The sequence below is a fragment of the Pantoea phytobeneficialis genome (genome assembly GCF_009728735.1).
GTDB lineage: Bacteria > Pseudomonadota > Gammaproteobacteria > Enterobacterales > Enterobacteriaceae > Pantoea > Pantoea phytobeneficialis.
This window is the reverse complement of sequence record NZ_CP024636.1, coordinates 983749-1009111: the sequence shown is the minus strand read 5'-3', so window position 1 is coordinate 1009111 and position 25363 is coordinate 983749. Positions and strand designations below refer to the sequence as shown.

Genomic DNA, 25363 nt, shown 5'->3' with positions numbered 1-25363 from the left:
GAGAAAACCGACAAAGGCGTAATAAAAGCGATAAAAATTCCTGCCCAACAGCAGGTCGCAGCGCTTTACAGTTGGCGCAATTTAACGCAATGTGAGCGCATTACAATTAATGAGATCCTAATATGACATCTGTCTCTGTTTCCCTGAATGAAATCCTGGCGCGGCGCGACTGGGAAAACCCGGTGATCACCAGCCTGAACCGACTGGATGCGCATCCCCCTTTTGCCAGCTGGCGTGACGAGCAAGCCGCCCGCGACAATCGGCCTTCGCCTTCCCGTCGCTGTCTGAACGGTCAATGGACATTCAGTTATTTCAGCCAGCCAGAAGCGGTGCCACAAAGCTGGCTGTTGCAGGATCTCCCGGATGCCGGCACCCTTCCCGTCCCCGCAAACTGGCAATTACACGGTTATGACGCCCCCATTTACACCAACGTGCAATATCCTATTCCGGTCAATCCGCCATTGGTTCCGGCGAATAACCCCACCGGATGTTACTCGCTCACATTTAATGTTGACGATACCTGGCTACAGCAGGGCCAGACGCGCATTATCTTTGATGGCGTAAACTCCGCCTTCTTTGTGTGGTGCAATGGCCACTGGATAGGATATTCGCAGGACAGTCGCTTACCGGCCGAATTCGATCTCAGTGCCGCGTTGCAAGCAGGCAGTAACCGGCTGGCCGTGATGGTGCTGCGCTGGTGCGATGGCAGCTACCTGGAAGATCAGGATATGTGGCGTATGAGCGGCATTTTTCGTGACGTCACTCTACTGCATAAACCCGAGACACAGTTGGCTGACGTGCAGATCGAAACGCAACTCAGCCCGGAATATATCCGTGCAGATTTGCGTGTCAGCGTAAAGATCCAGCATCTCAAGCCCTGTCGACTGCGTCTGAGCCTGTGGCAGGGGGAAACGCTGATCGGCGAACACCAACAAACGCCCGGCAGCGCCATCATTGACGAACGCGGCCACTATCCGGAACGCGCTTTGCTGGTTTTGCCCGTTAATCACCCCAGGTTATGGAGCGCCGAAACGCCGCATTTATACCGTGCGGTGGTTTCGCTGCTGGATGATCAAGGCAATCTGCTGGAAGCGGAAGCATACGATGTCGGTTTCCGTCGCGTGGCGATTGAAAATGGCCTGTTATGCCTGAATGGTCAGCCGTTGCTGATTCGCGGTGTTAACCGTCACGAACATCACCCGGAAAAGGGTCAGGTGGTGGATGAAGCCAGCATGCGTCGTGATATCGAGCTGATGAAGCGTCATAACTTCAATGCGGTGCGCTGCGCCCATTACCCTAATCACCCGCTGTGGTATCGCCTGTGCGATGAATATGGTTTGTACGTGGTCGATGAGGCCAATATCGAAACCCACGGCATGCAGCCGATGAATCGACTCTCTGATGATCCGCGCTGGTTTGCCGCTTACAGCGAACGCGTCACCCGCATGGTGCAGCGTGACCGTAATCACCCCTGCATCATTATCTGGTCGCTGGGCAATGAGTCCGGTCACGGCAGCATCCATGATGCGCTGTATCGCTGGGTAAAAAGCAGCGATCCAACACGCCCGGTGCAATATGAAGGCGGCGGAGCCAATACCGCCGCTACCGATATTGTTTGCCCGATGTATGCACGCGTCGATCAGGACCAGCCCTTCCCGGCTGTCCCCAAATGGTCACTGAAAAAGTGGATTGGCCTGCCCGGCGAAATCCGGCCGCTGATCCTGTGTGAATATGCCCACGCGATGGGTAACAGCTTTGGCGGCTTTGCCAAATACTGGCAGGCCTTCCACCAGTTTCCGCGTTTGCAGGGCGGCTTCGTCTGGGATTGGGTTGATCAAAGCCTGACGCGCTATGACGCGCAAGGCCAGCCGTGGCAGGCCTACGGCGGAGACTTTGGCGATACGCCGAATGATCGCCAGTTCTGTATGAATGGCCTGGTGTTTGCCGATCGCACCCCGCATCCGGCATTGTTCGAGGCCCAGCGTGCACAGCAGTTTTTCCAGTTCACGCCTGATGCGCAGAACCCGTACCGTTTTACCGTCAGCAGCGATTATCTGTTCCGCCACAGCGATAACGAAGTGCTGCGCTGGTCGATTGAGCAGGAGGGACAAGTCATTGTCCGTGGCGAACTGCCGCTCGATATCGCAGCATGCGCCAGCCAGACCTTTGATCTACCACCGGCAGAAGGATTGCAGGGGAATTGCTGGCTCAATCTGGCGGTGCACCAGCCACGCGCCACTTCCTGGTCAGAGGCGGATGCACGCGTCGCCTGGCATCAATGGTCCTTGCCTGCCGCCCTGCCGCTGGAGACGCAGACGAATCCTGAACCGGCCCCGCAGATCGAGTCCAATCATGATCTCATCGCCGTGTACCTGCCGCAGCAGCGCTGGCATTTTTCCCGCCGCAGTGGGGAGATGGTGCAGTGGTTGGTAAATGATGAGGAAACCTTGCTGACGCCGCTCGAAGATTGTTTTATCCGTGCGCCAATCGATAACGATATCGGCACAAGCGAAGCGGCTAATGTGGATCCCAATGCCTGGGTCGAACGCTGGAAACGCGCCGGTTATGATCAACTGGAGCCACAGCTGGTGGCGATGGAGATCGATAGTCTAAAGCACAGTGTATTGATCGAAACGCGGCATCAGTGGATTTTTGCCGGTCAGCTGATTTTTACCAGCCGCAAGCGTTATCAGATTCGCGGCAATGGCGAACTCACTATCGACGTGGACGTCGAACAGACGGCAGGCTTGCCGCCACCAGCACGTATTGGCTTACGCACACAACTGGCCCACGCCCCGCAGCAGGTCAGTTGGCTGGGACTCGGCCCGCATGAAAACTATCCGGATCGTCAACTGGCAGCGCAGTTCTCCCGCTGGCAGCAGCCGTTGAGTGCGATGCGCACCGAATACGTTTTTCCCGGAGAGAATGGTCTGCGCGGCGGGACACGCCAGCTCGATACCGGTAGTTGGCAGGTAAGCGGTGACTTTGCCTTCTCGCTCAGTCAGCACAGCCTGGAGCAGTTGCGCGACACCTCACATCGCCACCTGTTGCAGCCAGAAGCGGGTTGCTGGCTGCATCTCGATGGTTTCCATATGGGGGTCGGCGGTGATGACTCCTGGAGTCCAAGCGTCAGCCCGGAGTTTTTGCTTTCTCAGCAGCGCTGGCACTTCTCCCTGACGCTGCGTCAGTAGCCTTCTCCACCTCGTCACGCTGGTTCACCGGGTGCGCCAGCGTGGTTTTTGGGCGGCGATAGAAACGACGCAGCAACAAGACATTAATCAGCACCACCATCGCAGTGGCAAAGAACACCCAGCGATAGCCCGTTGCGGCGGAAACTGCGGCCCCCAGTAGCGGGCCAGCCACATTGCCCAAATACATAAACGACTGGTTATAACCAAAAATACGCCCGGTGATATTATCACTCGAATGGCGAACCAACAGCGTTTGCACCGCAGGCATCATCGCGCCATCGGCAAAGCCCAGCAGAAAACGCAGCACGCCCAGTTGCGTGGCGCTGGTGACAAATGACATGGCGGTGAGCAGCACCAGCGAGGTAATCATGGTGGCGATCAGAATGCGCTGAGTACCAATGCGGTCGCCGAGCTTGCCAAGGCGCGGTGCCGAGATGAGCGCCGAAATACCCGGCAGTGCGGCAATCACACCACTGAGAAACGCAATGTTCTCAGCAGAAGGGGCCAGTTCACGCACAAACAGAGTCAGAATCGGGTTCACCGAACCGTTGCACATCTGGATGACCATCGTGGTGATAAACAGGCACACCATCAAACGCGGATTTTCCAGGCTACGAAACACCTCGCGTCCACTCAGCTTGTCTTTTTTACCAATCGGGGTATAGCCGGTTTCTTTAATCAGGAAAAGTGTGACCAGAAAGCTGATCATCAATAATACCGAGGTGACGATAAACACCATGCGCAGACCGAGCCAGTCAGCCAGCAGACCGCCAATCATCGGCCCAAGGATCACCCCGCCTATCTGACCGGTTGCGACACTGCTCAGCGCCCAACCGCTGCGCTCACGCGGCACCTGCGCTGCCACCAGCGCCATCGCATTGGGAATATAACCCGAGGTCAACCCCATCAGGGCGCGCAACAGCAGCAATTGCCAGGCATGGGTGACAAATGCCTGCAACAGAATCACCGCGCCCATGCCGAACGAAGCGCGCAGCAGCATCAGCTTACGCCCTTTACGATCGGCGAGGCTGCCCCATAGCGGTGCCACCGCCGCAGAAATCACGAAAGTGATACTGAAGGTCAACCCTGACCACAAGCTCAGCGCATTATCCCCGCGCACCCCAAGATGTTCGATATACAACGGCAGAAACGGGATGATCTGGCTAATCGCCAACCCGGTAAAAAAACAGCCGAACCAGACCGAGATCAGATTGATTTTCCAGGGTTCTACGGAGCGTAACATGAGAGAGCACATCAAAATTGAAATGAGGGTTCAGTTTAACAATCCATTGACAGGGCCGGACGGCAAAACATGGCATAGGGATAAAAACGCAGTTTTCCGCTAGTCAGCTTACCTCTGTGCACAGCAAATATTACGCAGAGGGCGATTTACAGCGGGTTAATGTGCAAAAACAAACCCGAAAAAAAATTGCTAAATCGTCCATAGCTCAAATCGTGAAAAAATATTTCTGACGGTTACTGACAATTTTTGACGCCGCAACTATGTTTAAAAAACCACCAGCCGCCGCTGGTGGGGCGCTGCCCGTTCTGGGCAGTATGCAGACTTAACCCGAAATCTCCCCGCGGTTGCCTGTCCCAGGCAGCGGGCATCGTTGTCTCTGCGGAGGTCAGCCATGAGAGTGCATCCCAACAGCGCCAGTCGGGCGATTACCGATTATTTTAACAGTCCAGCCTGGCATGCGCCGCATGAGGGCGATCTGCTGGCGGCCATTATGCGCGAACTGATGGATGCGGGTCAGCCCGCGACCAGCAAGGCGGTGATCGCGCGGGTGATCGCGAAACTGGAGTTTGAGGGAGATGAGCAGCGCCTGCAAAGTTATCGCAACTTACTGGCCCAACTGCTGGAAGCGCGACCGCATGAATAAAACCCCATCGCGCCGCTACGGTTTCGTGCATTCAGACATAAAAAAATCCCGCCAGAGGCGGGAAAACAAGACGAGCATTGCATATTCGAGAGTGACGAGGAAATCTCCGTAATGCGCAGCTATCCTCGCCCGACGCTGTGACAGCGCGATGACAATGCGATGTCGGTTTGATGTTACCCGCAGTAGACCTTGTCAATCTTGCCGCTTTGATCAGCGGTAAAATTCAGGCGGCGCAGATTGAAGTCCATCGTCACCGCAGAATTCCACGGAATGGCGCGCACTGGCACGTCAAAACGTTGCTTCTGCAAGGCCGATAAAGGCTGGCCGATGTAATTCTGATACTGCGATGCGCCACACATATCGTTTTCCGCGTCCTGGGCCGTGCTCGCAGCGGTGTCAGGTTTACTCGCCGACTGGCAGGCAGTCAGGGTCAGGAACCCCATCACCAGCAGCGCTTTTCCATAATGTTTCACGTTTTTCTCCTCCTGGATAATCAGACAACCGGTTGCCCGAGAGTAGCCAAGCGTGCCTGTGAAACATAAAAATTACCATCAGACGTATCGCAGAAAAACCGCATCCCGAGGCGATCGCGATCGCACTTTTTCGGATTAATCACACAATCTGCCCAATATTTCAGCAACCATTGAGTAAAATTACCTAAGATTTATCTGAGGTGATGATTATGGAACTCGCAATTTTTATTGGTTTTGCAATTTTGATGACCTGTTTGGCCATTAAAGTGCGTTAAACATCTTGTTGATTCAGTAGCGCTCTGAACGCCGCCAGCGGCATCGGTCGCCCAAGAAAGTAGCCCTGCCCTTCTTCGCAAGACAACACTTTCAATTCGTTCAGTTGCGCTTCGGTTTCAATCCCTTCGGCTGTGATGGTCAGCGCAAACGCGCGCGCCAACCCGACAATCCCCGCGACCACCGATTGCGCCTGTGGCGACTCAGGAAACTCCTTCATCCACGAGCGATCAATCTTCAGGCCGTTAAACGGGAACGTTTTCAAATAACCCAGCGCCGCATAGCCGGTACCAAAATCATCCACCGTTAACCGTACCCCCAGAGCGCGCAGTCCCTGCATGATTTCCAGGGCGCGATCCGGGTGCTCAAAAGTGATGTTTTCGGTGATTTCCAGCTCCAGCCGGGTCGCCGGTAAACCGCTGGCCTCCAGCGCACGAGCGACGCGCTGCACCAAATCGCTGCCACGAAACTCCACCGGCGAGATATTAACGGAAACGTACCGTTGATCCCCCCAGTCGCGTGCATCAGTACAGGCGCGCATCAGCACCCAATCACTGATGGCATTGATCAAACCATTCTCTTCGGCGAGGGGAATAAAACGGTCAGGGGAGATCCATTTGTCCTCAGCCACCTGCCAGCGAATCAAGGCTTCAGCACCGGCCAACTGACCATTTTGCAACTGATAACGTGGTTGATAATGCAGGCTGAAGGCCTCACTGCCGAGCGCGACTTCAATCGCCTGTACCATTTCACGCTTCGATTGCAAATGACTCGCCATCTCATTGGAGTACCACACCCATTGATTACGCCCGGCAGCGCGTGCCTGCCCCAGCGCAATATCCGCCAGGCGTAGCAACGCCTCTGGATGGCTGGCATCCTGCGGCGCACAGACGATCCCCATGCTGGCCGTCAGGCTGAGCTGGTGTGAACCACTCAGCACCGGCTGGTGGATCGCACGTTGCAGCGCACGGCAACGATACTCAACCCCGGCGCGAGATGCCTCACGCATCACCAAAATAAACTCGTCGCCTCCCAGGCGCGCCGCCAGTTCATGCGCGCCCATCAGACTTTGCAACCGTTGGGAAATCTGGTTCAGGACCGCATCCCCTACCGTATGTCCCCAGGTGTCGTTGATGGGCTTGAACTGATCAAGATCGAGACTGATAACAATCAACGGGTCATCATCCGTCGCCTGGTTGAGATGTGAGGTAAGAAACTCCTGCAACTGCATGCGATTTGCCAGACCAGTCAGCATGTCGTGACGTGACAGAAACTGAATACGCGCCTGTGCGTCCACTTCATAGGTGATATCCGACACGGTGCCACGGAAGCCGGACCGCAAGCCGTTGCGACGAATGGTTTTTGCCATCAGTTGCCCAATGCGCCGTTCACCGGTTGCCGACATAAACTGACAACGCAACGGCACGCGAGGGACATCTTCCCCCTGGCGCATCAACCAGGTCACCAGTGAATGGCTGGGATGACTGAGCAGATGATCAAGATGACGGCCAAGCCAGCGTTTCACCTCATGCCCGGTGACCTCGGTAAACCGCGCGGAAAGGTAGCATAAACGCCCCTGGTCATCCGTTTCCCAGATCCAGTCGGATGCCGCTTCAGCCAGATCGCGAAAACGCTCCTCACTGTCGGCCAGTTCGCGCTGGCTGATGGTGAGCATTTCAAAACGGCGATCGGACAGGACCGCGTTATATAACGCATGACGCACCACCCGACGGGTCACCAGCGCAATGGTCAGCGCCATCAACACCAACAGCGGCAGCAGTAACCAAATCAACCCCATGCCTGGGGACTTGGCCTGCCAGCGAATCACCACCGGTTCCCCCCCCACAGTCGTCTCCACCAACCGGGGCTCATCCTGCGCATCATCACTGCTGGTGGGGGCATGTGGATTGATGACATCCATCGCTTTGCCCATCGCCTGAAGTTTCGCCGGGGTAAAAATATTCACAAATACCAGCACCGATGGCGGGCCGGGGAGAGTGGGTAAATTGGGGACTTTACCTGGAGTAATCGGAGCAGAGACGACCAACGCGGGCTGGCCAAATATCTGCACGTTACGGGCAATTGCTTCGTGCCCTAATTTGCGCGTTACCGTCAACAGCGTGGCGGTTTGTGCGCCCAGCCAGCTTTCCAGCGGAGTGTCTACCATCTCACCATTGATGATCGCGTAACGCGTCTGACCCGCGCCATCAACCACAAACACCCCTTCGTAGTGGTACTCCTTGTACAGGTTCGCGCCAAGGTTCTCTTCATCAAACGCCCAGACCTTGTTGAGCTGAAGATGCAGGTTTTTATAGCCCTCCCCCCAGAAGGCGTAATCGCGCACATCGATCAACATCTCCTGCTGACGGGCATGCCACGCCTGACGTAGCAGCATCTCGTCATGTTCGATGGAAACATTATTTTGATGATGGGCAATCGCCATCACCATCACCATTGAGAGCACCAGCACACCAAACAGCAATGCGGTGAGCGTACGCAGGCTACGCCGTGTCACGCGTACCGTAAGTGCTTCCCTGTTGGCCCTGGCAAACCAGTGAGACTCAGAATTCATGCGCAATGCTCGCGAAAAAAACAGACTGCAAAAAAGAGGATGCAGGTCGCATTCATCACGCAACTGTACCCTGTAATGATTTTTTCGATTATCGGCGCGGCGCGCGCCAGATTTAGCCCAATGGCAGAATATTTGAGCAGCAGAAATCTCCCCACCGCGCCCTCGACAGCGATCATCGCCATTGCTACTATGCGATTTCCTCTGCTCGCTGAGTCGCCTATGGACACCCAATCCGACAAAGTCACGTTGACGCTGTTTTACGTTGGCAGCTTTGTGGTTTATTACCTCGTTACCATGCTGATTACGCTGTTTCCTAACTACGGCGTGCTGCGTAATGACGGTTTGCTGGTGCCGGTACTTTGTCTGTTCGAATTTGCGGTGATCTATCCGCTGTACCGCTTCTATTGCCAGCGTCGTAATGACATCCCGCTCGGCTATCTCCGTCCCGGTCAGACCCTATTGTTTATTGGCGCGTTATTCATTTTGATGGCGGCACAAACGCAGTTTATGCAACCGGAAGGATGGCTGGTGGCGCAAACGCAGCAGGGGCGCAGCTCGATGCTGATCCTGTTGCTGACGGCGGTGTTGCTGGCTCCGGTATTTGAAGAGGTGTTGTTTCGCGGTTTTCTGTTGCAGGGGTTCCTGCTGTGGGCACCGAAAAGCCGCTTTGCCTGCATGTTGCTGACCTCGCTGCTGTTCGCCGCCATGCATACCCAATACGTGCATTGGGAAACCATTGTGGCACTGACACTGTTCTCACTGCTGCTGTGCTATGCACGCCTGCGCAGCAACAGCCTGGCACTGCCGGTGTTCCTGCACACGCTAAATAACCTGATCGCGATTCTGCCGGTCTGGTATTACGCCGGGTAGACGCGCGATAAATCGCGCCGCTACAGGGCGACTCCCATTCCGTAGCGGCGCGATTTATCGCGCGGACTTTTCGGGTATCGCGCCGTTACTCTTTTTCCGCTTCGAAGTGGTTTTTAAACTGTTCGTAGATGGAAATCATATTCGAGGCGTCGCCGTGCAGCGGGCTAAGTTTTCCGGCGCGCACCAGTTCAATCACCAGTTGCAGAGCGGCTTGTTTCGGGCTGCTGGCCGGATGGGCAATTTCAATCGACATGTGTTACTCACTTCTCATTTTTCCAGGGCCGCACAGTTTAGCTCAGAATGCGCTGATGTTGTGCACCGGCCCAGGTATAATCCGGTCGTTAGGGCAAAAAAAAGCCGCTCAGGGTGATAACCCGCTCCCGTTTCGTTTGGCTATACTGGATCGTTAAAAGGGAACAAACAGCCACACTTTCCGTGCCAGAGAAAATGTGTATCAGGAGCCAAACCATGCTGATTGGTTTTGTATTGTTAGTGAGCGCGTGTGGACATGATGCCTGTGACGCGTTGCCAGTGTCGGAATACATTTATCCGACCAAAGTGGCCTGTGAGCAGATGGCGGCACGCATTCATAAAGTGCGCCCTAACGTGGTCCTGATTTGCGGCGAGGTACACCGTTAATTTGCTACCAGCAAGGCAATCAGGTGCAGATAAATTACGCCACTGGCGTTGCAAGTGCCGGGTTTAGCGTTCAAAATATAAGCAGATTTACACTATTACTGTTGTGACTCCCATGAAAACAACTCGCCCCCGCCGTCCTAACGGACGCTGGGTTTATTACATTTTGTATGATGGCATTCTCTGGCCGTGCCCGGTGCGCTGGGAGTGGGAGAGCGGCTATGGAGGCTGGCTGCCGTTTTATTACTCGCCGACCTTTGAATTTGTGGTGGGGGACCCGCGCAAAGCCTATCGTATCGCCCGCAGTAACATCCGTACGGCGCGCCCTGACAACGAATACGCCTGAGAATCTTAGCCCAGTTGCCAGGGTAGCCAACTGGCGGTCAGCAGGTAATGCACCAGCTCCAGGGCCAGAATCACCATCACCAGCACACCCAGCTTATGTCGGCTGATCCAATCCTTTAAGCCCATATCATCGCCGCCCAGCGAATCAATAGCAGCGCACCGCAAATACACAGCAACACCAAAACCATTTTCCAGTGTTTTTTCGCAGCCAGATATTTTGCCAAGTCTCCTCCCGATCAGCAGAAAGCAACGATGCGCCCGTAAGCGCATCATCGATTCTAGCTCTGGTCTGCCATTGAGGCGATCAATTATTCAGCGTGTAGTCGAGGGTGATCTCGGCATTCAATACCTGGGAAACCGGGCAACCGGCTTTCGCCTGCTGAATAATCTCATCAAATCTGGCGTTATCAATGCCTGGCAACGTCACGCTGCTGGTCAGCGCGATTTTTGTGATGGCAAATCCCTCGCCTTTTTTGTCCAGCGACACATCCGCAGTGGTATCAATGCTTTCCGGCGGATGTCCCGCCTGACCCAGCATCAACGACAGCGCCATGGAAAAACAGGCGGCGTGCGCAGCACCAATCAACTCTTCCGGATTGGTCCCCTTTGCGCCTTCGAAGCGCGTATTGAAGCCATAAGGCTGATTGCTCAGTACGCCGCTCTCGGTGCTTACGGTGCCTTTCCCTTTGATGTCACCTTCCCAATGGGCAGATCCTTTCTTGTGAATGGTCATATCATTCCTCCGGTTAGTCAGACAGGGAGTAAGTATAGCCAACCCCCTTCACTCTGACGGATCAACTCACCGCACGCGGACGCGCCGGGGCCAACCCCGCCTCGGACAACAACGCATTGGCCTGCACCAGCGAATCTCGCGTGATATCGGCGATAGTTTTCGCTCCGGTCAGCGTCATCGCCACCTTCATCTCTTTCTCGATAAGATTTAGCAGGTTTTCCACCCCACGTTGACCGTGGGTGGCGAGGGCATAAAGGAAGGCACGTCCAAGCAGCACGCTGTCGGCACCCAGGGCGATCATGCTCACCACATCCAGACCGTTACGAATGCCGCTGTCGGCCAGAATGGTGATATCGCCCTTCACCGCGTCGGCAATAGCCGGTAACGCACGCGCCGATGACAGCACACCATCCAACTGACGCCCACCGTGATTCGATACCACGATCCCGTCAGCCCCAAAGCGCACCGCATCGCGGGCATCTTCCGGATCGAGGATGCCCTTGATCACCATCGGACCATCCCAGAATTCGCGGATCCACTCCAGATCCTGCCATGAGATCGACGGATCAAAGTTGTTCGCCAGCCAGCCAATATAATCTTCCAGCCCGGTGGGTTTACCGAGATAAGTGGAGATATTACCGAGATCGTGCGGGCGACCATGCAGGCCCACATCCCATGCCCATTGCGGATGGGTCGCCGCCTGCCAGTAACGACGCAGCGCAGCATGCGGGCCGCTCATACCGGAATGCGCATCGCGGTAGCGCGCGCCCGGTGTCGGCATATCCACGGTGAACACCAGCGTTGAGCACCCCGCCGCTTTGGCGCGCTCCAGGGCGTTACGCATAAACCCGCGATCGCGCAGCACATACAACTGGAACCACATCGGGCGGTTAATCGTCGGCGCCACCTCTTCAATCGGGCACACCGACACCGTCGACAGGGTAAAGGGGATACCTTTCAGCGCCGCAGCACGCGCCGCCTGTACCTCGCCGCGCCGCGCGTACATGCCGCACAGACCAACCGGTGCCAGCGCCACCGGCATCGATAAGGTTTCATTAAACAATTTGGTCTCAAGGCTGAGATCGGACATGTTTTTCAGCACGCGCTGACGCAACGCCACATCAGCAAGATCCGCCACGTTGCGCTGCAACGTATGCTCCGCATAAGCTCCCCCGTCAATGTAATGAAACAGGAATGGCGGCAGAATACGTTGCGCCGCGGCGCGGTAGTCACTTGCAGCAGAAATGATCATCAGGGTTTTTCCTTGCGTTTATCCAGGTCATGGCCCGGCAGGCGGGTAATGCGCGCCTGTCGCGCTTCATCTTCATGCAGGGTTTTTAGCGTGGTGTGCACAAACCCGAGGTGGTCCATTGCCGCCAGGCGTGCGGCTTCGGCATCGCCCGCCAGAATGGCGTTCAGCAGCGCCTGATGCTGTTCAGTCAGGCGGTCAAAAATCACCGGTTGGGTGTACATGCGCTGACGGCTTTGCATCACCGAGGATTGCAGCAGATCGAAGAAACCTCGCATGGTCTGCAACAACACCACGTTGTGCGAGGCTTCGGCGATGGCGAGATGGAAGCGCACATCCGCCTGAGCCGCCAGGTCGGGGTCGTCGCTCTCTTTCAGTTTCAGCGTGGCGTCAAAGGCGTATTGCAGCTTCTCTTTATCTGCCTCGGTGGCGCGTAACGCCGCGTGCCAGGCGGTGCTGGCTTCGATGGCGTGGCGCGCTTCGAGGATGTCATAGCGATAATCCGGGTCGGCGGCCAGTAACTGACGAATCGGTTCGACGATACGTTGCTCTGACCACGGCTCCTGCGGCTGACGCAGCCAGGTGCCGCCGCCCCGCCGGCTGATTAACACGCCGCTGCTGATAAGTTGCTGAATCGCCTCGCGCAACGACGATCGTGAGACGCCGAATTCCGCCGCCAGCCGCCGCTCCGCCGGTAAACGCATACCGGGTTGCAACTGATGCTCATCAATCCAGGCGCGCAGCCGCGCCCGCAACGTATCCGCTAAGCGCGGCGTGTTTTCAGTCATGGAATCATCCAGGTTAGGACATACGCCTGAAGCGTGGTGATCACGCCGACCATACAGGTAAAAATCAGGCTATGTTTGACGGTAAAACGGAACAGATCCGACTCTTTGCCCACCAGGCCCACGGCCGCACAGGCAATGGCGATCGACTGGGGTGAAATCATCTTACCCGTTACGCCACCGGTGGTGTTGGCCGCCACCAGCAGCACATCCGATACGCCAATCTGCTGCGCGGTGGTGGCCTGGAGTGCCGCAAACAACGCATTGGAGGAGGTATCCGAGCCGGTGAGGAACACGCCCAGCCAACCGAGGAACGGTGAGAAAAAGGTGAATGCATCGCCGGTATGGGCCAGCGCCAGGGCTAAAGTGGCGGAAAGACCGGAATAGTTGGAGATGAAGGCAAAGGCCAGCACCATACCAATCGAGTAAATCGGCAGCGCCAGTTCTTTCAGGGTTTCGCCGAAGGTCTCAATCGCCGCTTTTGGCTTCATACGTAACCACAGTACCGACAGCACCGCCGCCACCAGAATCGCGGTGCCGGTCGCTGACACCACATCAAACTTGAACAGCGCCGGGTAAGGCGTGGCATTTGCCACCACCGGCGGCATACGTGCCACCAGCTCGTGCAGCAGCGGCACCGGCACGGTAAACACCCAGTCATACAGCGCCCCGCCTTTGGCGAACAACGCTTTGAACGGCGGAATGCTCCACAGCGTCACGGTTGCCGTGAGGAACAGGAACGGCATCCAGGCACGGATCACCTGAGCGGCGCTATAGCGCTGGCGCGACAGATCCTGATCCACTATGGAAGCGCCCATGTCGTTAAAACGGAAAATACGGACCGGCTTCCAGCGGCGCAGGAACAAGGTCAGGCAAATCAGGGAAGCCAGTGACGAAATGATGTCCGGCAATTCCGGGCCAAGGAAGTTAGAACTGAGGAACTGCGCAATGGCAAACGATCCCCCCGCCACCATCACCGCAGGCCAGGTTTCTTTCACTCCACGCCAGCCATCCATGATCGCCATGATCCAGAACAGCACGATGATGGTCAGGAATGGCAACTGACGTCCGGCCATCTGTCCGATATGAAAACTGTCCAGCCCGGTCACCTGCCCGGCAACGATAATTGGAATCCCCATCGCGCCAAATGCCACCGGCGCGGTATTGACGATCAAGCACAGCCCGGCAGCATATAACGGATTGAAGCCCAACCCCACCAACAAGGCTGCGGTGATCGCCACCGGTGCGCCAAAACCCGCCGCCCCTTCGAGGAAAGCGCCAAAAGAGAAGCCGACAATCAGCATCTGCAAACGCTGGTCAGGGGTGATCGACAGGATCGAGGCACGAATGATATCGAACTGGCCGGTTTTAACCGAGATTTTGTAGACAAAGACCGCAGCGACAATGATCCAGGCAATTGGCCACAAACCATAAAGAAACCCATACGCCACCGAGGCCAGCGCCTGTCCCACCGGCATGCCGTACAACAGCAGCGCCACCAGTAGCGCTATCACCACCGTTGCCGTGCCCGCCTGATAGCCCTTCAGCTTGAGCTTAATCAGTGCGAAGAAAAAGAACACAATCGGGATCACCGCCACCAGGCTGGAGAGCCAGATATTATTGAGAGGATCGTAATTTTGTTGCCAGACCTGCATAGCGTGATCTCCAGAGGTCATCAGAAGCCTGCGTGACGGTTACGCCACGCGTTACTGCCCGTGTTTATCACTGAATTGGTCGGACCAAAAATCAGTTTCCCGGACTTTCTGGCTCCAGATAGTTAACGCATTGTTAATCTAAAGCAACGGAACTGGCGTGATTTTTCGTGTTATGTGACCTCCCGGAAACATTTTTGCTACATTGGTAGGACCAATTAAAGACCTGGTTGACCAAAGGCCTGACGATAACTGCGGGGATGGAAGCGAAAATTAAGCGCGATCAGCCCCACAACCACCGCTCCCTGCATCAACCACACGGAGGTAAAACTGTCGGTGACGGTATGCAGTTGGCCGGCAATAAACGGCATGCAGCCCGCGATGATAAAGCCCCAGCCCTGCATAAAAGCCACCAACCGCGCGCCAGCCTGTGGCTGCGGCAGATGCTCCAGCGCCAGCACCATTGCCAATGGAAAGGCCGCGCCAAGACCAAAACCGGCAATCGCCGCCCATAACCACGGAACCAACAACGGGTCGAGCAGAAAACCAGCCATACCGATCAGCTGGCACGCCAGGCTAAATATCAGTTGTGGACGACGATCGCTGCCGCGCGCCAGCAACGGCATCAGCAACGCGCCCGTCACCTGTAACGCAATCATCACCGCGAGTAACGCGCCACCGGCCTGTGCCGACCAGCCCAGTTGTTGATACGCATCCGGCAACCAGGCGACACAGGTGGCATAGCCACCATTCACCAGGCCAAAACTCAGCGCCAAAGTCCAGGCTCGGGGCTTGCGCCACAAGGACGGCAACGGCAGCGGGTTGCTCTCGTGAGTGCCCGGCACCCGGAGCCAAAGCCAGATGAGGATCGCCAGCAACACCGGCAGCGCCCAATCACTTAACGCCAGCGACCAGCCAAGATGCGTACTCAACCACGGCGATAATGCCGCCCCCAGGCCGCCGCCGCCCATCAACGCCCCGGCCCATAAGCCGGTCACCGCCGTGCTGCGTCGGGAAAAGCGCTGACGAATCAGCCCTGGCATCACCATCTGCACGATACCAATGCCCAGCCCACCGCATAATGCGCTCAACACCAGCCAGCGTCCCTCGGCGATCACGCCACGCACCGCCAACGCCACCAGCAATAACGTTAATCCTGCCAGCAGCAGGCGTCGCAATGGCAGGCGCTGCATCAGCGGTGCGCCCAGCAGCGCAACCGCGCCCATCATCATCATCGGGACGGCGGGCAATAACGACGCTGCCAGCGGAGAGAGGCCGATACTTTGACGTAACTGTCCCAGCAACGGGCTGACGGAGGTGAGTAACGGACGCATATTCAGCCCGGCCAGCACCAGGGCGGCGAGCGTCGGTCCGTTGGAATGTCGGGTCATACACAATCCTGCGGGGAAAAGGTTGTCAGGATGGCAGGGACGGTTACTATTTGGAAATGAAATAACACCATAGCGAACAGTGGAAAAATGAATCGTCAGCCCATGTTTACCCCGCAACAGTTATTAAGCTTTGTCGCGGTGTGTGAAACCGCCAGCTTTACCCGCGCCGCCGACCGGGTGCATTTGTCGCAATCTACCGTCAGCCAGCAGGTGCGACGTCTGGAGGAGATGGTGGGCAAAGCGCTGCTGCAACGCACCTCACATCAGGTGGCCGTCACCGAAGAGGGGGAAAAACTGCTGGGCTACGCGCGCCGCATCATTGCGTTGAACGGTGAGGCACACGATGTGCTGAGCGACAAATGGCGGGATGGTGTTTTGCGTCTCGGTGTGCCGGAAGATTTTGCCGCCCCCACGGCGGGTCTGCTGGCCGATTTTAGCCGCCAGCACCCGCAATTGCGGCTGGATGTGATGAGCGGAATGTATGTTGATTTGCACGCGGCATGGCAGCGAGAAGAGCTCGATATCATGCTGATTAAGCAGCCGGGCGGCGAACGCCCGCTGGCAGCCAGACCGGAACCGCTGCTGTGGCTCGATAGCGCCGATCACCCCTGCTTTGCACAAAACCCGCTGCCGCTGGTGGTTTTTCCGCAACTGGGCTTGTATCGCGAGGAGATGTGCCAGACGCTGGATAGTCTGGGTCGTAGCTGGCGCATCAGCTACAGCAGCACCAGCCTGGTGGCGTTAGCCAGCGCGGCGGCGGCGGGTCTGGGGCTGACATTACTCCCCGCCAGTTGCCGCCTGCCGCAACATCGTGTGCTGGGCGAGGCCGAGGGATTGCCGGTAATCAGCCATTTCGAGCTGGCGCTGTTTTGCCGTCAGCCACAGGACGCTCTGCAACAGGCACTGGCCGCCGCGCTGGTGGATTTTTGTCAGTTGCGTTGGCAGTGATTTTTCCACTGCCAGCCAGTGGTAAATATCGCAGCGCAGCGGCGAGGCTTTTGCCAGATTAGGTTTTTCCCTTTTGACTGGAGCCTCTGATGCAACTCTCTTCCCCCAGCCGTCGTGATTTCCTTAGCCAGACAGTTCGCTGGACCGCCGCCGGTAGCCTGCTGGCGGCGGGTATGGGCCACGCCAGCCAGACCGTTGTCACCCACTCCGAACGTCCAGCCCTGCCCCGCACCCGCCATTACCAATTGTTGAATGTACGCCTCGAAGAAGGTTTCGAACGTGAAGGTAACGAGGTGATTGCCACGCGTACCGCGTTATATGACATCACCATTAACGACGGGAAATTTATCGCCATCGATCCGGCCGGAAGCGCGCGTAACAGCGACTTAGCCAACTGGGATGCGCAGGGTTTATTGCTGCTGCCACGCACCCGCGATATGCATATCCATCTCGACAAAACCTTTTACAGCGGCCCCTGGCAGGCACCCCGGCCACGTCAGGGCAAAACCATTATGGATATGATCGCCCGTGAACAGGTACTGATCCCACAACTGCTGCCCACCTCGCAGGCACGGGCCGAAGCACTGATTGGCCTGCTGCAAAGTAAGGGCAGCACCGCAGCGCGCAGCCACTGCAATATCGATCCCGTCAGCGGCCTGAAAAGCCTGGAACACCTCAAGCTGGCGCTGGCGAATCACCCGGATTTCGACTGCGAAATTGTCGCCTTTCCCCAGCACGGCTTGCTGCATTCAAAGGTGGATGGCCTGATGCGCGAAGCGATGGCGCTTGGCGTGCAATATGTCGGCGGCCTCGATCCCACTAACGTGGACGGCGCCATGCAGGCATCGCTGGATGCGATGTTCCAGATCGCCCTTGATTACCAGCGCGGCGTGGATATCCATTTGCATGAAACCTCCCCGGCAGGCGTGGCGGCGATTCAATATATGGTGGATACCATCGCGAAAAACCCGCAGCTCAAGGGGAAAGTGACCCTGAGTCACGGCTTTGCACTGGGCACGCTGGAAGGAAAAGCGTTGGATCAAATGATTGACGGGATGGCCGAGCAGCAGATGAGTGTGGCCTCCACCATCCCTATCGGCAAGCTGACTATGCCGCTGCCGCAATTGCAGGCGGCAGGAATTACGGTGATGACCGGCACCGATAGCGTGATCGATCACTGGTCGCCGTTTGGCAGCGGTAGCATGCTGGAGAAAGCCAATTTGTATGCGCAACTGTACCGCGGCTCCGATGAGTTTGGCCTGAGCCGGGCATTGCATATCGCCACCGGCGGTATTCTGCCGTTATCCAATCAGGGTGAACGTCAGTGGCCACAGCTCCAGGATGAGGCCAGCATGATGCTGGTGGCAGCCAGTTGCTCCGCCGAAGCGGTGGCGCGCATTGCGCCGGTTCACGCCACATTCCGACGCGGTACCGCCGTGTACGCCGCCTGAAGCAAAAAAGCCTCCGGGAAGGAGGCTTTATGAACGTAAAGGCTGGGACAAGGTGCGTCCCCTGCCGTACTGGATTATTACGATAACATCTGAATAGCCAGCGCATAGAGCCGCTGGTTTTCTTCGTCGCTGACAGGCTCTTCTTCCGCGTAACAGGCAATCATGGAGCTGACTTTGTCAGATGACAGCGTCTCTCCGTGAATGTGTAGGGTTAACACGGCGCGGCCGACGATTTTCAGAATGTCCTCGTTTTGTCCCTGGACGTAGTGACTCAATGAAGTGACCTCTGAAGTTGTTTTATATCGCCAAATGGCGCGCTAAATATAAAACAATCCAGAGAACGATTTTAATCGGAATTTCCTGTAACAGACGGGACACATAAACATAACAGCAGCAAATGGTCGCCATCGTGCCGCCAGCATGCCGCTATCGTCTGATTAACTCAGCTTTTTTTCAGTTGCGATGGTTTTATGATCATGAGAGTTTTCGGAAAATTCATTAGAACTTTGCGACAATAACCGTCGAAAAATAAACCAAATATTGCCAGATGCTTATTGATTCCCCGCAGTGATCATCTCCCTGATTGCCGCGTGATTTATCATTGATGAGACAGGCCCTTTCTGCCAGACTGGCGGCCGCAACTCCGCCCGATATCAGAGACTGTTCCGTGACTGCTTTTTCTACCCTGACGCAACTGCCCACCAGCCAACTCGACAACCTGCGCGAGATGGGGTTTGACGCCATGACGCCAATCCAGGCTGCCGCCCTGCCCGCCATTTTGCAGGGGCGCGATGTGCGTGCTCAGGCGAAAACCGGTAGCGGCAAAACCGCCGCCTTTGGTATCGGCCTGCTTCAGCGGATTGATAACAGCCAGTTTCATACTCAGGCGCTGGTGCTCTGCCCGACACGCGAACTGGCCGATCAGGTCAGCAATGTGCTGCGTCAGCTGGCGCGTTTCACGCGTAACATTAAGATCCTGACGCTGTGTGGCGGCCAGCCGATGAGCGCTCAGCGTGATTCGCTGGTGCACGCCCCGCATATTGTGGTCGGCACGCCGGGACGCATTCTTGATCATCTGAAACGCGATAACCTCGATCTCAGCCAATTGCAAACTCTGGTGCTGGATGAGGCCGACCGTATGCTGGAGATGGGGTTCCGTGATGATATGGAAGCCATCATCGGCTTTACCCCCTCGTCACGCCAGACGCTGCTGTTTTCCGCCACCTGGCCCGATACCATTGCCAGCCTGAGCGAACGCTACCAGCGTGATGCACTGGCGGTGGCGACCGAAACCGAAGCCGAGTTGCCAGCGATTGAGCAACGCTTTATTGAAGTCAACGCCAGTGAACGCATCAATCTGTTGAGCGCCCTGCTCAGCCAGCAGCAGCCCACCTCCTGCGTGGTGTTCTGCAACACCAAACGTGAGTGTGATGATATTGCCGCCGCCCTGAACGATCGCCAAATCAGCGCCCTTGCGCTGCATGGCGATCTTGAGCAGCGTGACCGCGAGCGTGTGCTGATCCGTTTTGCCAACGGCAGCATCCGGGTGCTGATTGCCACCGACGTGGCAGCACGCGGTCTGGACATTAAATCGCTGGCGCTGGTGGTGAATTTCCATCTGGCGTGGGACCCGGAAGTGCATCTGCACCGCATTGGTCGTACCGGCCGCGCCGGTGAGTCTGGTCTGGCGGTCAGTCTGGTCGCCGCCGATGAGATGGCGCGCGCCCATGCGCTGGAAGATTATCTGCAACAATCACTCAACTGGGTTGCCGCCAGCACGCTGAAAGGCAGTGCGGCGAAGGCGCTGCCAGCTACCATGATGACGTTATGCATTGATGGTGGTCGTAAAGCGAAAATTCGCCCTGGCGATATTCTCGGTGCGCTGACCGGTGAGGCCGGATTCAGTGCCGATCAGATCGGTAAGATCGATCTGACCCCAACCCATGCCTATGTGGCGATTGCCGCCTCCCAGGCCAAAGCCGCATTGATCAAGCTAAAAGAAGGCAAGATCAAAGGGAAAAGCGTACGTGCCATCCTGTTGAAATAAGTCGCTAAAACGTGAGGGCGCTCGCCCTCACGTCAAAATTCCACCCGCCGCTCTCTATTTTTTAACCATCCTGCCGATAACTCCATCACGGCGATGTTGCCATGCCCTTAACGCAGCCCTGAGCGAGGCCAGGATGGATAATTTCCAGAAAGAGATCGATGAACGCGCTAACCTCGCGTTATCAAACAAATTCGAACTGTTGTTGTTCCGCCTCGGCTCAGATCAGCGGAAAGGCAAATCCGAGCTGTACGGGATTAACGTATTCAAACTGCGTGAAATCGTGCCGATGCCGAACATCACCCGTGCTGCCGGAATGCAATCGCCGTTGTTGGGCATGGCCAGCATCCGCGACCAGTTTATCCCGGTGATTGATCTACCGGCGGTGACCGGTTGCACCCCGGAAACCGGCCTCAACCTGCTGCTTGTGACCGAATATGCCCGCAGCACCCAGGCATTTGCGGTGGAATCGGTAGAAAATATTGTGCGCCTCGACTGGAATCAGGTGCATACCGCGGAAGCGGGCATTGGTAGCCGCAATATCACCAGTATCGCCTGTCTCGACAGCGACGGAGAAAGCAACAATCTGGCGCTGGTACTGGACGTGGAACAGATCCTGTATGACATCATTCCGTCTGTTCGTGGTGTCGAGCCGGGTGAAGAAACCGTGAAAAACTTCAACCTGAAACCGGGTCAGGTCGCGATTGTGGCAGAAGACTCCAAAGTGGCGCGCCAGCTACTGGAGCAAGGCCTGAAAAGTATGGGCATTCCGGCACTGATGCATAACACCGGTCTTGAGGCATGGCAGAAAATCACCCAGATGCAACAGGAAGCGCAGGCGGCAGGTGAGTCGATCCACGACAAAATCGCGCTGGTGCTGACCGACCTCGAAATGCCCGAAATGGACGGCTTCACCCTGACGCGTAACATTAAACGCGATGATGTGCTGCGTCATATCCCGGTGGTGATCCACTCTTCACTCTCCGGTAGTGCCAACGAAGACCATGTGCGTAAAGTGGGTGCCGATGGCTACGTGGCAAAATTTGAAATCAATGAACTGTCGAATGTGATTTATCGGGTACTGGAAGCAGCACGTTAATGCTTACCCTTGCCGTAGCGGCGCGATTTATCCCGTCAAAACCCGCGCGATAAATCGCGCCGCTACAACTCCCCTGCGAAGTTTTTGTGACAAACCTCTAAAAAATTAAAGTAAAAACATTAACATCCGATAACCCATAGCGCTTGCGCGTGCGGGTCAAGGCTTCCCCCGCCGCAGTAAGTAAGCAATTTTCGCTTAAAAAACATCAACCTGATGCAGATGTTCCATCTGCTTTTCTATCTTGCAAACCAAACTTTTTGGCATCACGGGGAGAAACCTATGTTGAGCTTTAAGAACCTGAAGGTCGGTGTCCGGCTGGGCATCGCCTTTGGCCTGGTCGTGGCGTTGCTGGTCGTGGTGGGGATCACCTCCATCACCAAAATCAGCAATATTAAAAACGGCATCACCTCGATCGTGGAAGATCGTTATGTAAAAGTACGACTGGCCTATGATGTGCGTGATGGTGTGAACGATCAGATCAAATACCTGCGCGGCATCGTGATTGATACCACTCGCCCGGAAAATAACGTCAAACGCTTCCAGCAGTTGGCCGAGGCGACTGACCGTACCAACAGCGCGATGAAAAAGATCGAAGCCATCCAGACCACGGTTGTGGGTAAAAAGAAGATTGCTGGTCTGCTGGATGCCAGCCATCTGTTTGAACAACAGAAAGACCAACTGGTTGCGCTGGTCAAATCGGGCGATCTGGAAGCCTCCAGCACCTTTGTGCTGAAAAAGATTACCGACACTCAAAACGCCTTTCTGGATAGCGCCAATGCTTTTGCCGCTTCTCAGTCCGAGCAGTTACAGAATGAAGGTATTAACATCATTGCCGATGGTTCCACCGCCATCATGGTAACGCTGGTGTTCTCCGCCGTGGCGATTGTGGCCTCCATTATCCTCGGCTTCCTGCTGACCCGTTCGATTGTGCGCCCGCTGAATGAAGCAGTGGAGATTGCCGGGAAAGTGGCAGCAGGCGATCTCAGCACCCATATCGAAGTCAAAAGCACCGATGAAACAGGCGTGCTGATGCGTGCGCTGCAAAGCATGAACGACAACCTGCTGACCATCGTTTCGGATGTGCGCGCCGGTTCCGACACCATCGCCGTGGCATCAAATCAGATTTCCAGCGGCAACCTTGACCTCTCTTCACGTACCGAGCAGCAGGCCAGCTCACTGGAGGAGACCGCTTCTGCCATGGAGCAGATGACCTCCACCGTGAAGCACAATGCCGAAAACGCGCGCGAAGCCAATAAACTGGTCGCCAACACCTCTGATGTGGCGAAAGAAGGTGGCGTGGTGATGGAACAGGTGATTGAGAAGATGGAAGCCATTGCGCTCTCCTCGAAGAAGATCGTCGACATTATCAGCGTCATCGACTCTATCGCCTTCCAGACTAACATCCTGTCGCTTAATGCGGCGGTGGAAGCGGCGCGTGCCGGTGAACAGGGACGCGGCTTTGCCGTGGTGGCCAGCGAAGTGCGTAACCTCGCACAACGTTCAGCTTCCGCAGCCAAAGAGATCAAAGTGTTGATTGAAGATTCTGTCGCGAAAGTGGATGAAGGGAGCCGCCTGGTCTCTCATGCCGGTTCAACCATTGGTGAAGTGGTGAACAGCGTGAAGAGCGTGGCGGATATCATGAGTGAAATCACCATCGCCAGCAGCGAGCAGAGTAGCGGTATCAGCGAGATCAATCTGGCGATTACCCAGATGGAAGCGGTGACGCAGCAGAACGCCGCACTGGTGCAGGAAGCCTCGGCAGCCTCACAGGCCTTGCAGGAACAGGCCGAGCGTCTGGCGCAGTCGATGAGCGTGTTTAAGACCGGTCGAAGCATGGAACTGAGCGTGGTGTAACCACCCGTTCAACCGTGGCGGCGCGATGAATCGCGCCGTTACGGATTTGGGTTTAATTCGCCAGCGAATAGAAAATCGAAGAGATTGCCAGCAGCCCGACAATCACCACAAATCCATTGCTGATTTTGCCGCTGTACTTGCGCATCGCCGGTACTTTCTGGATGGCATACATCGGCATCAGGAACAACAGCATAGCAATCACTGGCCCGCCAAGCGTCTCAATCATCCCCAGAATACTCGGATTCATTGTCGCCACCAGCCAGGTGGTCAGCAGCATAAACAACGACGTCATTTGGTTCAGACGTTGTGGCGCAACGCTCTTGCCACGGCTGCGCAGTGACTTAATCACCAGGCCGTTAAAACCTTCACGCGCACCAAGATAGTGACCGAGGAACGATTTGGTGATCGCCACCATCGCCACAATCGGTCCCAGCCAGGCGATCATCGGCACATTAAAGTGGTTCGCCAGATAAGACAGGATGGTGATGTTCTGCGCTTTGGCCGCATCAAGGTCGGCGGGTGACAGGCTCAGTACGCAGCTAAAGACAAAGAACATTACTGTCAGCACCATCATCAAATGCGCACTGGCGAGGATACGTGAGCACTTTTGCTCCGCCGCAGCGCCATACTCTTCACGCTTCGCCACCGCGAATGAAGAAATGATCGGAGAATGGTTGAAGGAAAACACCATCACCGGGATGGCTAACCACAGCGTCATCCAGATATTGCTGTCGCCACTGCTTTGGCCGGATGACAATGTCTCCAGCGCGGCACCGTGCCAGTGTGGCACCAGATAGCAGGCCAGCAACATCAGCACCGCAACAAACGGGAACACCAGCACGCTCATCGCTTTTACGATCATCTGCTCGCCAAACCGCACCACGGTCATCATGCCGACAATCAAAATCAGCGACAGCACCGCACGCGGTGGCGATACCAGGCCCAGCTGATGCACGATGAAGCTGTCAACGGTGTTGGTAATCGCCACGCTGTACATCAACAGAATGGGATAGATAGCAAAAAAGTAGAGCAGCGTGATGATCTTACCGGCACCTGCGCCAAAATGCTCTTCCACCACCTCGGTTATATCTTCGCCGGGGTTTTTTCCGGAGAGAACAAAGCGCGTCAGGGCACGATGGGCATAAAACGTCATCGGGAAGGCGAGAACGGCCATGATAATTAACGGAATCAAACCACCTGCACCGGCATTGATGGGCAGAAACAGCACGCCTGCGCCAATTGCCGTGCCATACAGCCCCAGCATCCACACGGTGTCACTTTTACGCCAGCCCTTTGCGGGCGCCTCAACGGCACCTAATGTGCCGGTTTGCGAGGTTTCCATCTGTCTCTCCAGAATTACTCTTAATCAAAAGCACAGCCGCCAGGGCTGCGAATTATGACGCGGTTGGCGCGACGTGATCATGCTAACCGTTTTTTATCGGCGCGCATGACTTAAACGCAAAAATCAGTGCATAAAGTCAGCACTTGCGTGCAATACGATGCATTTATCATCTAAAAATGCACGATGCACGCACGCAACCGTTTGCCTGGGCGCTATTTGACCTGAGACGCAGAGAGAGTGCAAGGGAGAACTCGTAGCGGCGCAATTTATCGCGTAATGCTTGTCAGTTAAGCCTCAGTCATGCCGGAACGCATAGCGTTTCGGCCTCTTTTTTACCGCCCGTGGATAATGCCTCTGCCTTCGCTTCGGAAGCACGAAGCTTCCTGCCATCTCCATTATTTCATTTATTATTCGCGGGATTTTTCCCGGTGCTACGGCGGGCAGGATGCTTAGCTGGCCCGTCAGATAAAGCGCGGCCTGCTTAAAGCCCATCTGATAAGGTTCCACATTCTTCAGGCTGTAAGCCATCTGCGCCATCATAAAGCGCAGGAGATTGTACGCCAGTGCGC

Annotated in this window: 22 protein-coding genes and 1 pseudogene; 10 read left to right on the top strand and 13 right to left on the bottom strand. The window is 56.0% G+C overall.

Going from position 1 to position 25363, the window contains the following annotated elements:
* Positions 1-122 precede the first annotated feature (122 nt).
* On the top strand, positions 123-3191 hold the full coding sequence (locus CTZ24_RS04515) for a beta-galactosidase (protein WP_208724929.1): 3069 nt from the start codon (positions 123-125) through the stop codon (positions 3189-3191).
* On the opposite strand, the gene CTZ24_RS04510 is transcribed toward CTZ24_RS04515, so the two are convergent.
* Positions 3130-4434 carry a multidrug efflux MFS transporter gene (locus tag CTZ24_RS04510; RefSeq protein ID WP_208724928.1) on the bottom strand — a complete coding sequence of 435 codons (1305 nt, stop codon included), beginning with the start codon at positions 4432-4434 and terminating at the stop codon, positions 3130-3132. The two genes, CTZ24_RS04515 and CTZ24_RS04510, sit on opposite strands and share 62 nt — an antisense overlap.
* A gap of 391 nt (positions 4435-4825) precedes the next feature.
* Between CTZ24_RS04510 and CTZ24_RS04505 the strand changes: the two genes are divergently transcribed.
* Positions 4826-5077 carry a biofilm development regulator YmgB/AriR family protein gene (locus CTZ24_RS04505; protein WP_021185904.1) on the top strand — a complete coding sequence of 84 codons (252 nt, stop codon included), beginning with the start codon at positions 4826-4828 and terminating at the stop codon, positions 5075-5077.
* A 173-nt stretch (positions 5078-5250) separates the two neighbouring features.
* Here CTZ24_RS04505 and CTZ24_RS04500 read toward each other — a convergent pair whose 3' ends face one another.
* Both CTZ24_RS04500 and CTZ24_RS04495 read right to left on the bottom strand, forming a co-directional pair.
* Positions 5251-5550: an I78 family peptidase inhibitor gene (locus tag CTZ24_RS04500; RefSeq protein WP_021185905.1), complete on the bottom strand. Its 300-nt coding sequence runs from the start codon at positions 5548-5550 to the stop codon at positions 5251-5253.
* Positions 5551-5821: 271 nt separating this feature from the next.
* A complete protein-coding gene (locus CTZ24_RS04495; protein WP_208724927.1) occupies positions 5822-8395 on the bottom strand; it encodes a bifunctional diguanylate cyclase/phosphodiesterase in 2574 nt (857 codons plus the stop codon).
* Between the two features lie 219 nt (positions 8396-8614).
* Here CTZ24_RS04495 and CTZ24_RS04490 point away from each other — a divergent pair, with 219 nt between their 5' ends.
* Complete coding sequence (locus tag CTZ24_RS04490) at positions 8615-9265, top strand: CPBP family intramembrane glutamic endopeptidase (RefSeq protein WP_021185908.1); 651 nt, start codon at positions 8615-8617, stop codon at positions 9263-9265.
* Positions 9266-9350: 85 nt separating this feature from the next.
* On the opposite strand, the gene CTZ24_RS04485 is transcribed toward CTZ24_RS04490, so the two are convergent.
* The gene (locus CTZ24_RS04485; RefSeq protein WP_013508057.1) at positions 9351-9518 is read right to left on the bottom strand and encodes a hypothetical protein; all 168 of its coding nucleotides are present in this window, start codon (positions 9516-9518) and stop codon (positions 9351-9353) included.
* Positions 9519-9733: 215 nt separating this feature from the next.
* On the opposite strand from CTZ24_RS04485, the gene CTZ24_RS04480 reads away from it, so the two are divergent.
* A complete protein-coding gene (locus tag CTZ24_RS04480) occupies positions 9734-9904 on the top strand; it encodes a hypothetical protein (RefSeq protein WP_021185909.1) in 171 nt (56 codons plus the stop codon).
* A gap of 112 nt (positions 9905-10016) precedes the next feature.
* Positions 10017-10247 (top strand): hypothetical protein, encoded by a 231-nt coding sequence (locus CTZ24_RS04475; RefSeq protein WP_036627577.1) that lies wholly within the window; start codon positions 10017-10019, stop codon positions 10245-10247.
* A 115-nt stretch (positions 10248-10362) separates the two neighbouring features.
* Here the strand turns inward: CTZ24_RS04475 and yniD are convergent, their stop codons facing one another.
* The 6 genes from yniD to CTZ24_RS04450 all read right to left on the bottom strand — a co-directional run bounded on the left by yniD (position 10363) and on the right by CTZ24_RS04450 (position 16056).
* On the bottom strand, positions 10363-10470 hold the full coding sequence (gene yniD / locus CTZ24_RS26680; protein WP_223300457.1) for a small membrane protein YniD: 108 nt from the start codon (positions 10468-10470) through the stop codon (positions 10363-10365).
* Between the two features lie 80 nt (positions 10471-10550).
* Positions 10551-10979, bottom strand: coding sequence for an OsmC family protein (locus CTZ24_RS04470; RefSeq protein WP_021185912.1), 429 nt, complete (start codon positions 10977-10979; stop codon positions 10551-10553).
* 61 nt (positions 10980-11040) lie between these two features.
* Complete coding sequence (lldD, locus tag CTZ24_RS04465) at positions 11041-12231, bottom strand: FMN-dependent L-lactate dehydrogenase LldD (RefSeq protein ID WP_208724926.1); 1191 nt, start codon at positions 12229-12231, stop codon at positions 11041-11043.
* The gene (gene lldR, locus CTZ24_RS04460; protein ID WP_208724925.1) at positions 12231-13016 is read right to left on the bottom strand and encodes a transcriptional regulator LldR; all 786 of its coding nucleotides are present in this window, start codon (positions 13014-13016) and stop codon (positions 12231-12233) included. The genes lldD and lldR overlap by 1 nt, the downstream gene beginning before the upstream one ends.
* Complete coding sequence (gene lldP, locus CTZ24_RS04455) at positions 13013-14668, bottom strand: L-lactate permease (RefSeq protein WP_021185914.1); 1656 nt, start codon at positions 14666-14668, stop codon at positions 13013-13015. The genes lldR and lldP overlap by 4 nt, the downstream gene beginning before the upstream one ends.
* Before the next feature lie 215 nt (positions 14669-14883).
* Positions 14884-16056, bottom strand: coding sequence for a cyanate transporter (locus CTZ24_RS04450; protein WP_208724924.1), 1173 nt, complete (start codon positions 16054-16056; stop codon positions 14884-14886).
* Positions 16057-16143: 87 nt separating this feature from the next.
* Here CTZ24_RS04450 and CTZ24_RS04445 point away from each other — a divergent pair, with 87 nt between their 5' ends.
* Both CTZ24_RS04445 and CTZ24_RS04440 read left to right on the top strand, forming a co-directional pair.
* Positions 16144-17004 (top strand): LysR substrate-binding domain-containing protein, encoded by an 861-nt coding sequence (locus tag CTZ24_RS04445; RefSeq protein WP_208724923.1) that lies wholly within the window; start codon positions 16144-16146, stop codon positions 17002-17004.
* An 89-nt stretch (positions 17005-17093) separates the two neighbouring features.
* Entirely contained in the window at positions 17094-18455 is a 1362-nt protein-coding gene (locus CTZ24_RS04440) for an amidohydrolase family protein (protein ID WP_021185916.1), read from the top strand.
* 77 nt (positions 18456-18532) lie between these two features.
* Here the strand turns inward: CTZ24_RS04440 and CTZ24_RS04435 are convergent, their stop codons facing one another.
* Complete coding sequence (locus CTZ24_RS04435; protein ID WP_021185917.1) at positions 18533-18730, bottom strand: hypothetical protein; 198 nt, start codon at positions 18728-18730, stop codon at positions 18533-18535.
* A 392-nt stretch (positions 18731-19122) separates the two neighbouring features.
* Here CTZ24_RS04435 and dbpA point away from each other — a divergent pair, with 392 nt between their 5' ends.
* From dbpA to CTZ24_RS04420, 3 genes are all read left to right on the top strand, one after another.
* Positions 19123-20502, top strand: coding sequence for an ATP-dependent RNA helicase DbpA (gene dbpA / locus CTZ24_RS04430; protein WP_208724922.1), 1380 nt, complete (start codon positions 19123-19125; stop codon positions 20500-20502).
* A 133-nt stretch (positions 20503-20635) separates the two neighbouring features.
* Positions 20636-21598 carry a chemotaxis protein gene (locus tag CTZ24_RS04425; protein ID WP_021185919.1) on the top strand — a complete coding sequence of 321 codons (963 nt, stop codon included), beginning with the start codon at positions 20636-20638 and terminating at the stop codon, positions 21596-21598.
* Between the two features lie 279 nt (positions 21599-21877).
* The gene (locus CTZ24_RS04420) at positions 21878-23452 is read left to right on the top strand and encodes a methyl-accepting chemotaxis protein (RefSeq protein ID WP_208724921.1); all 1575 of its coding nucleotides are present in this window, start codon (positions 21878-21880) and stop codon (positions 23450-23452) included.
* 52 nt (positions 23453-23504) lie between these two features.
* On the opposite strand, the gene CTZ24_RS04415 is transcribed toward CTZ24_RS04420, so the two are convergent.
* Positions 23505-24794, bottom strand: a complete 1290-nt coding sequence (locus CTZ24_RS04415; protein WP_208724920.1) for an HAAAP family serine/threonine permease — start codon at positions 24792-24794, stop codon at positions 23505-23507.
* A gap of 294 nt (positions 24795-25088) precedes the next feature.
* Positions 25089-25363, bottom strand: a pseudogene (locus tag CTZ24_RS04410) (IS4 family transposase); the annotation flags it as partial.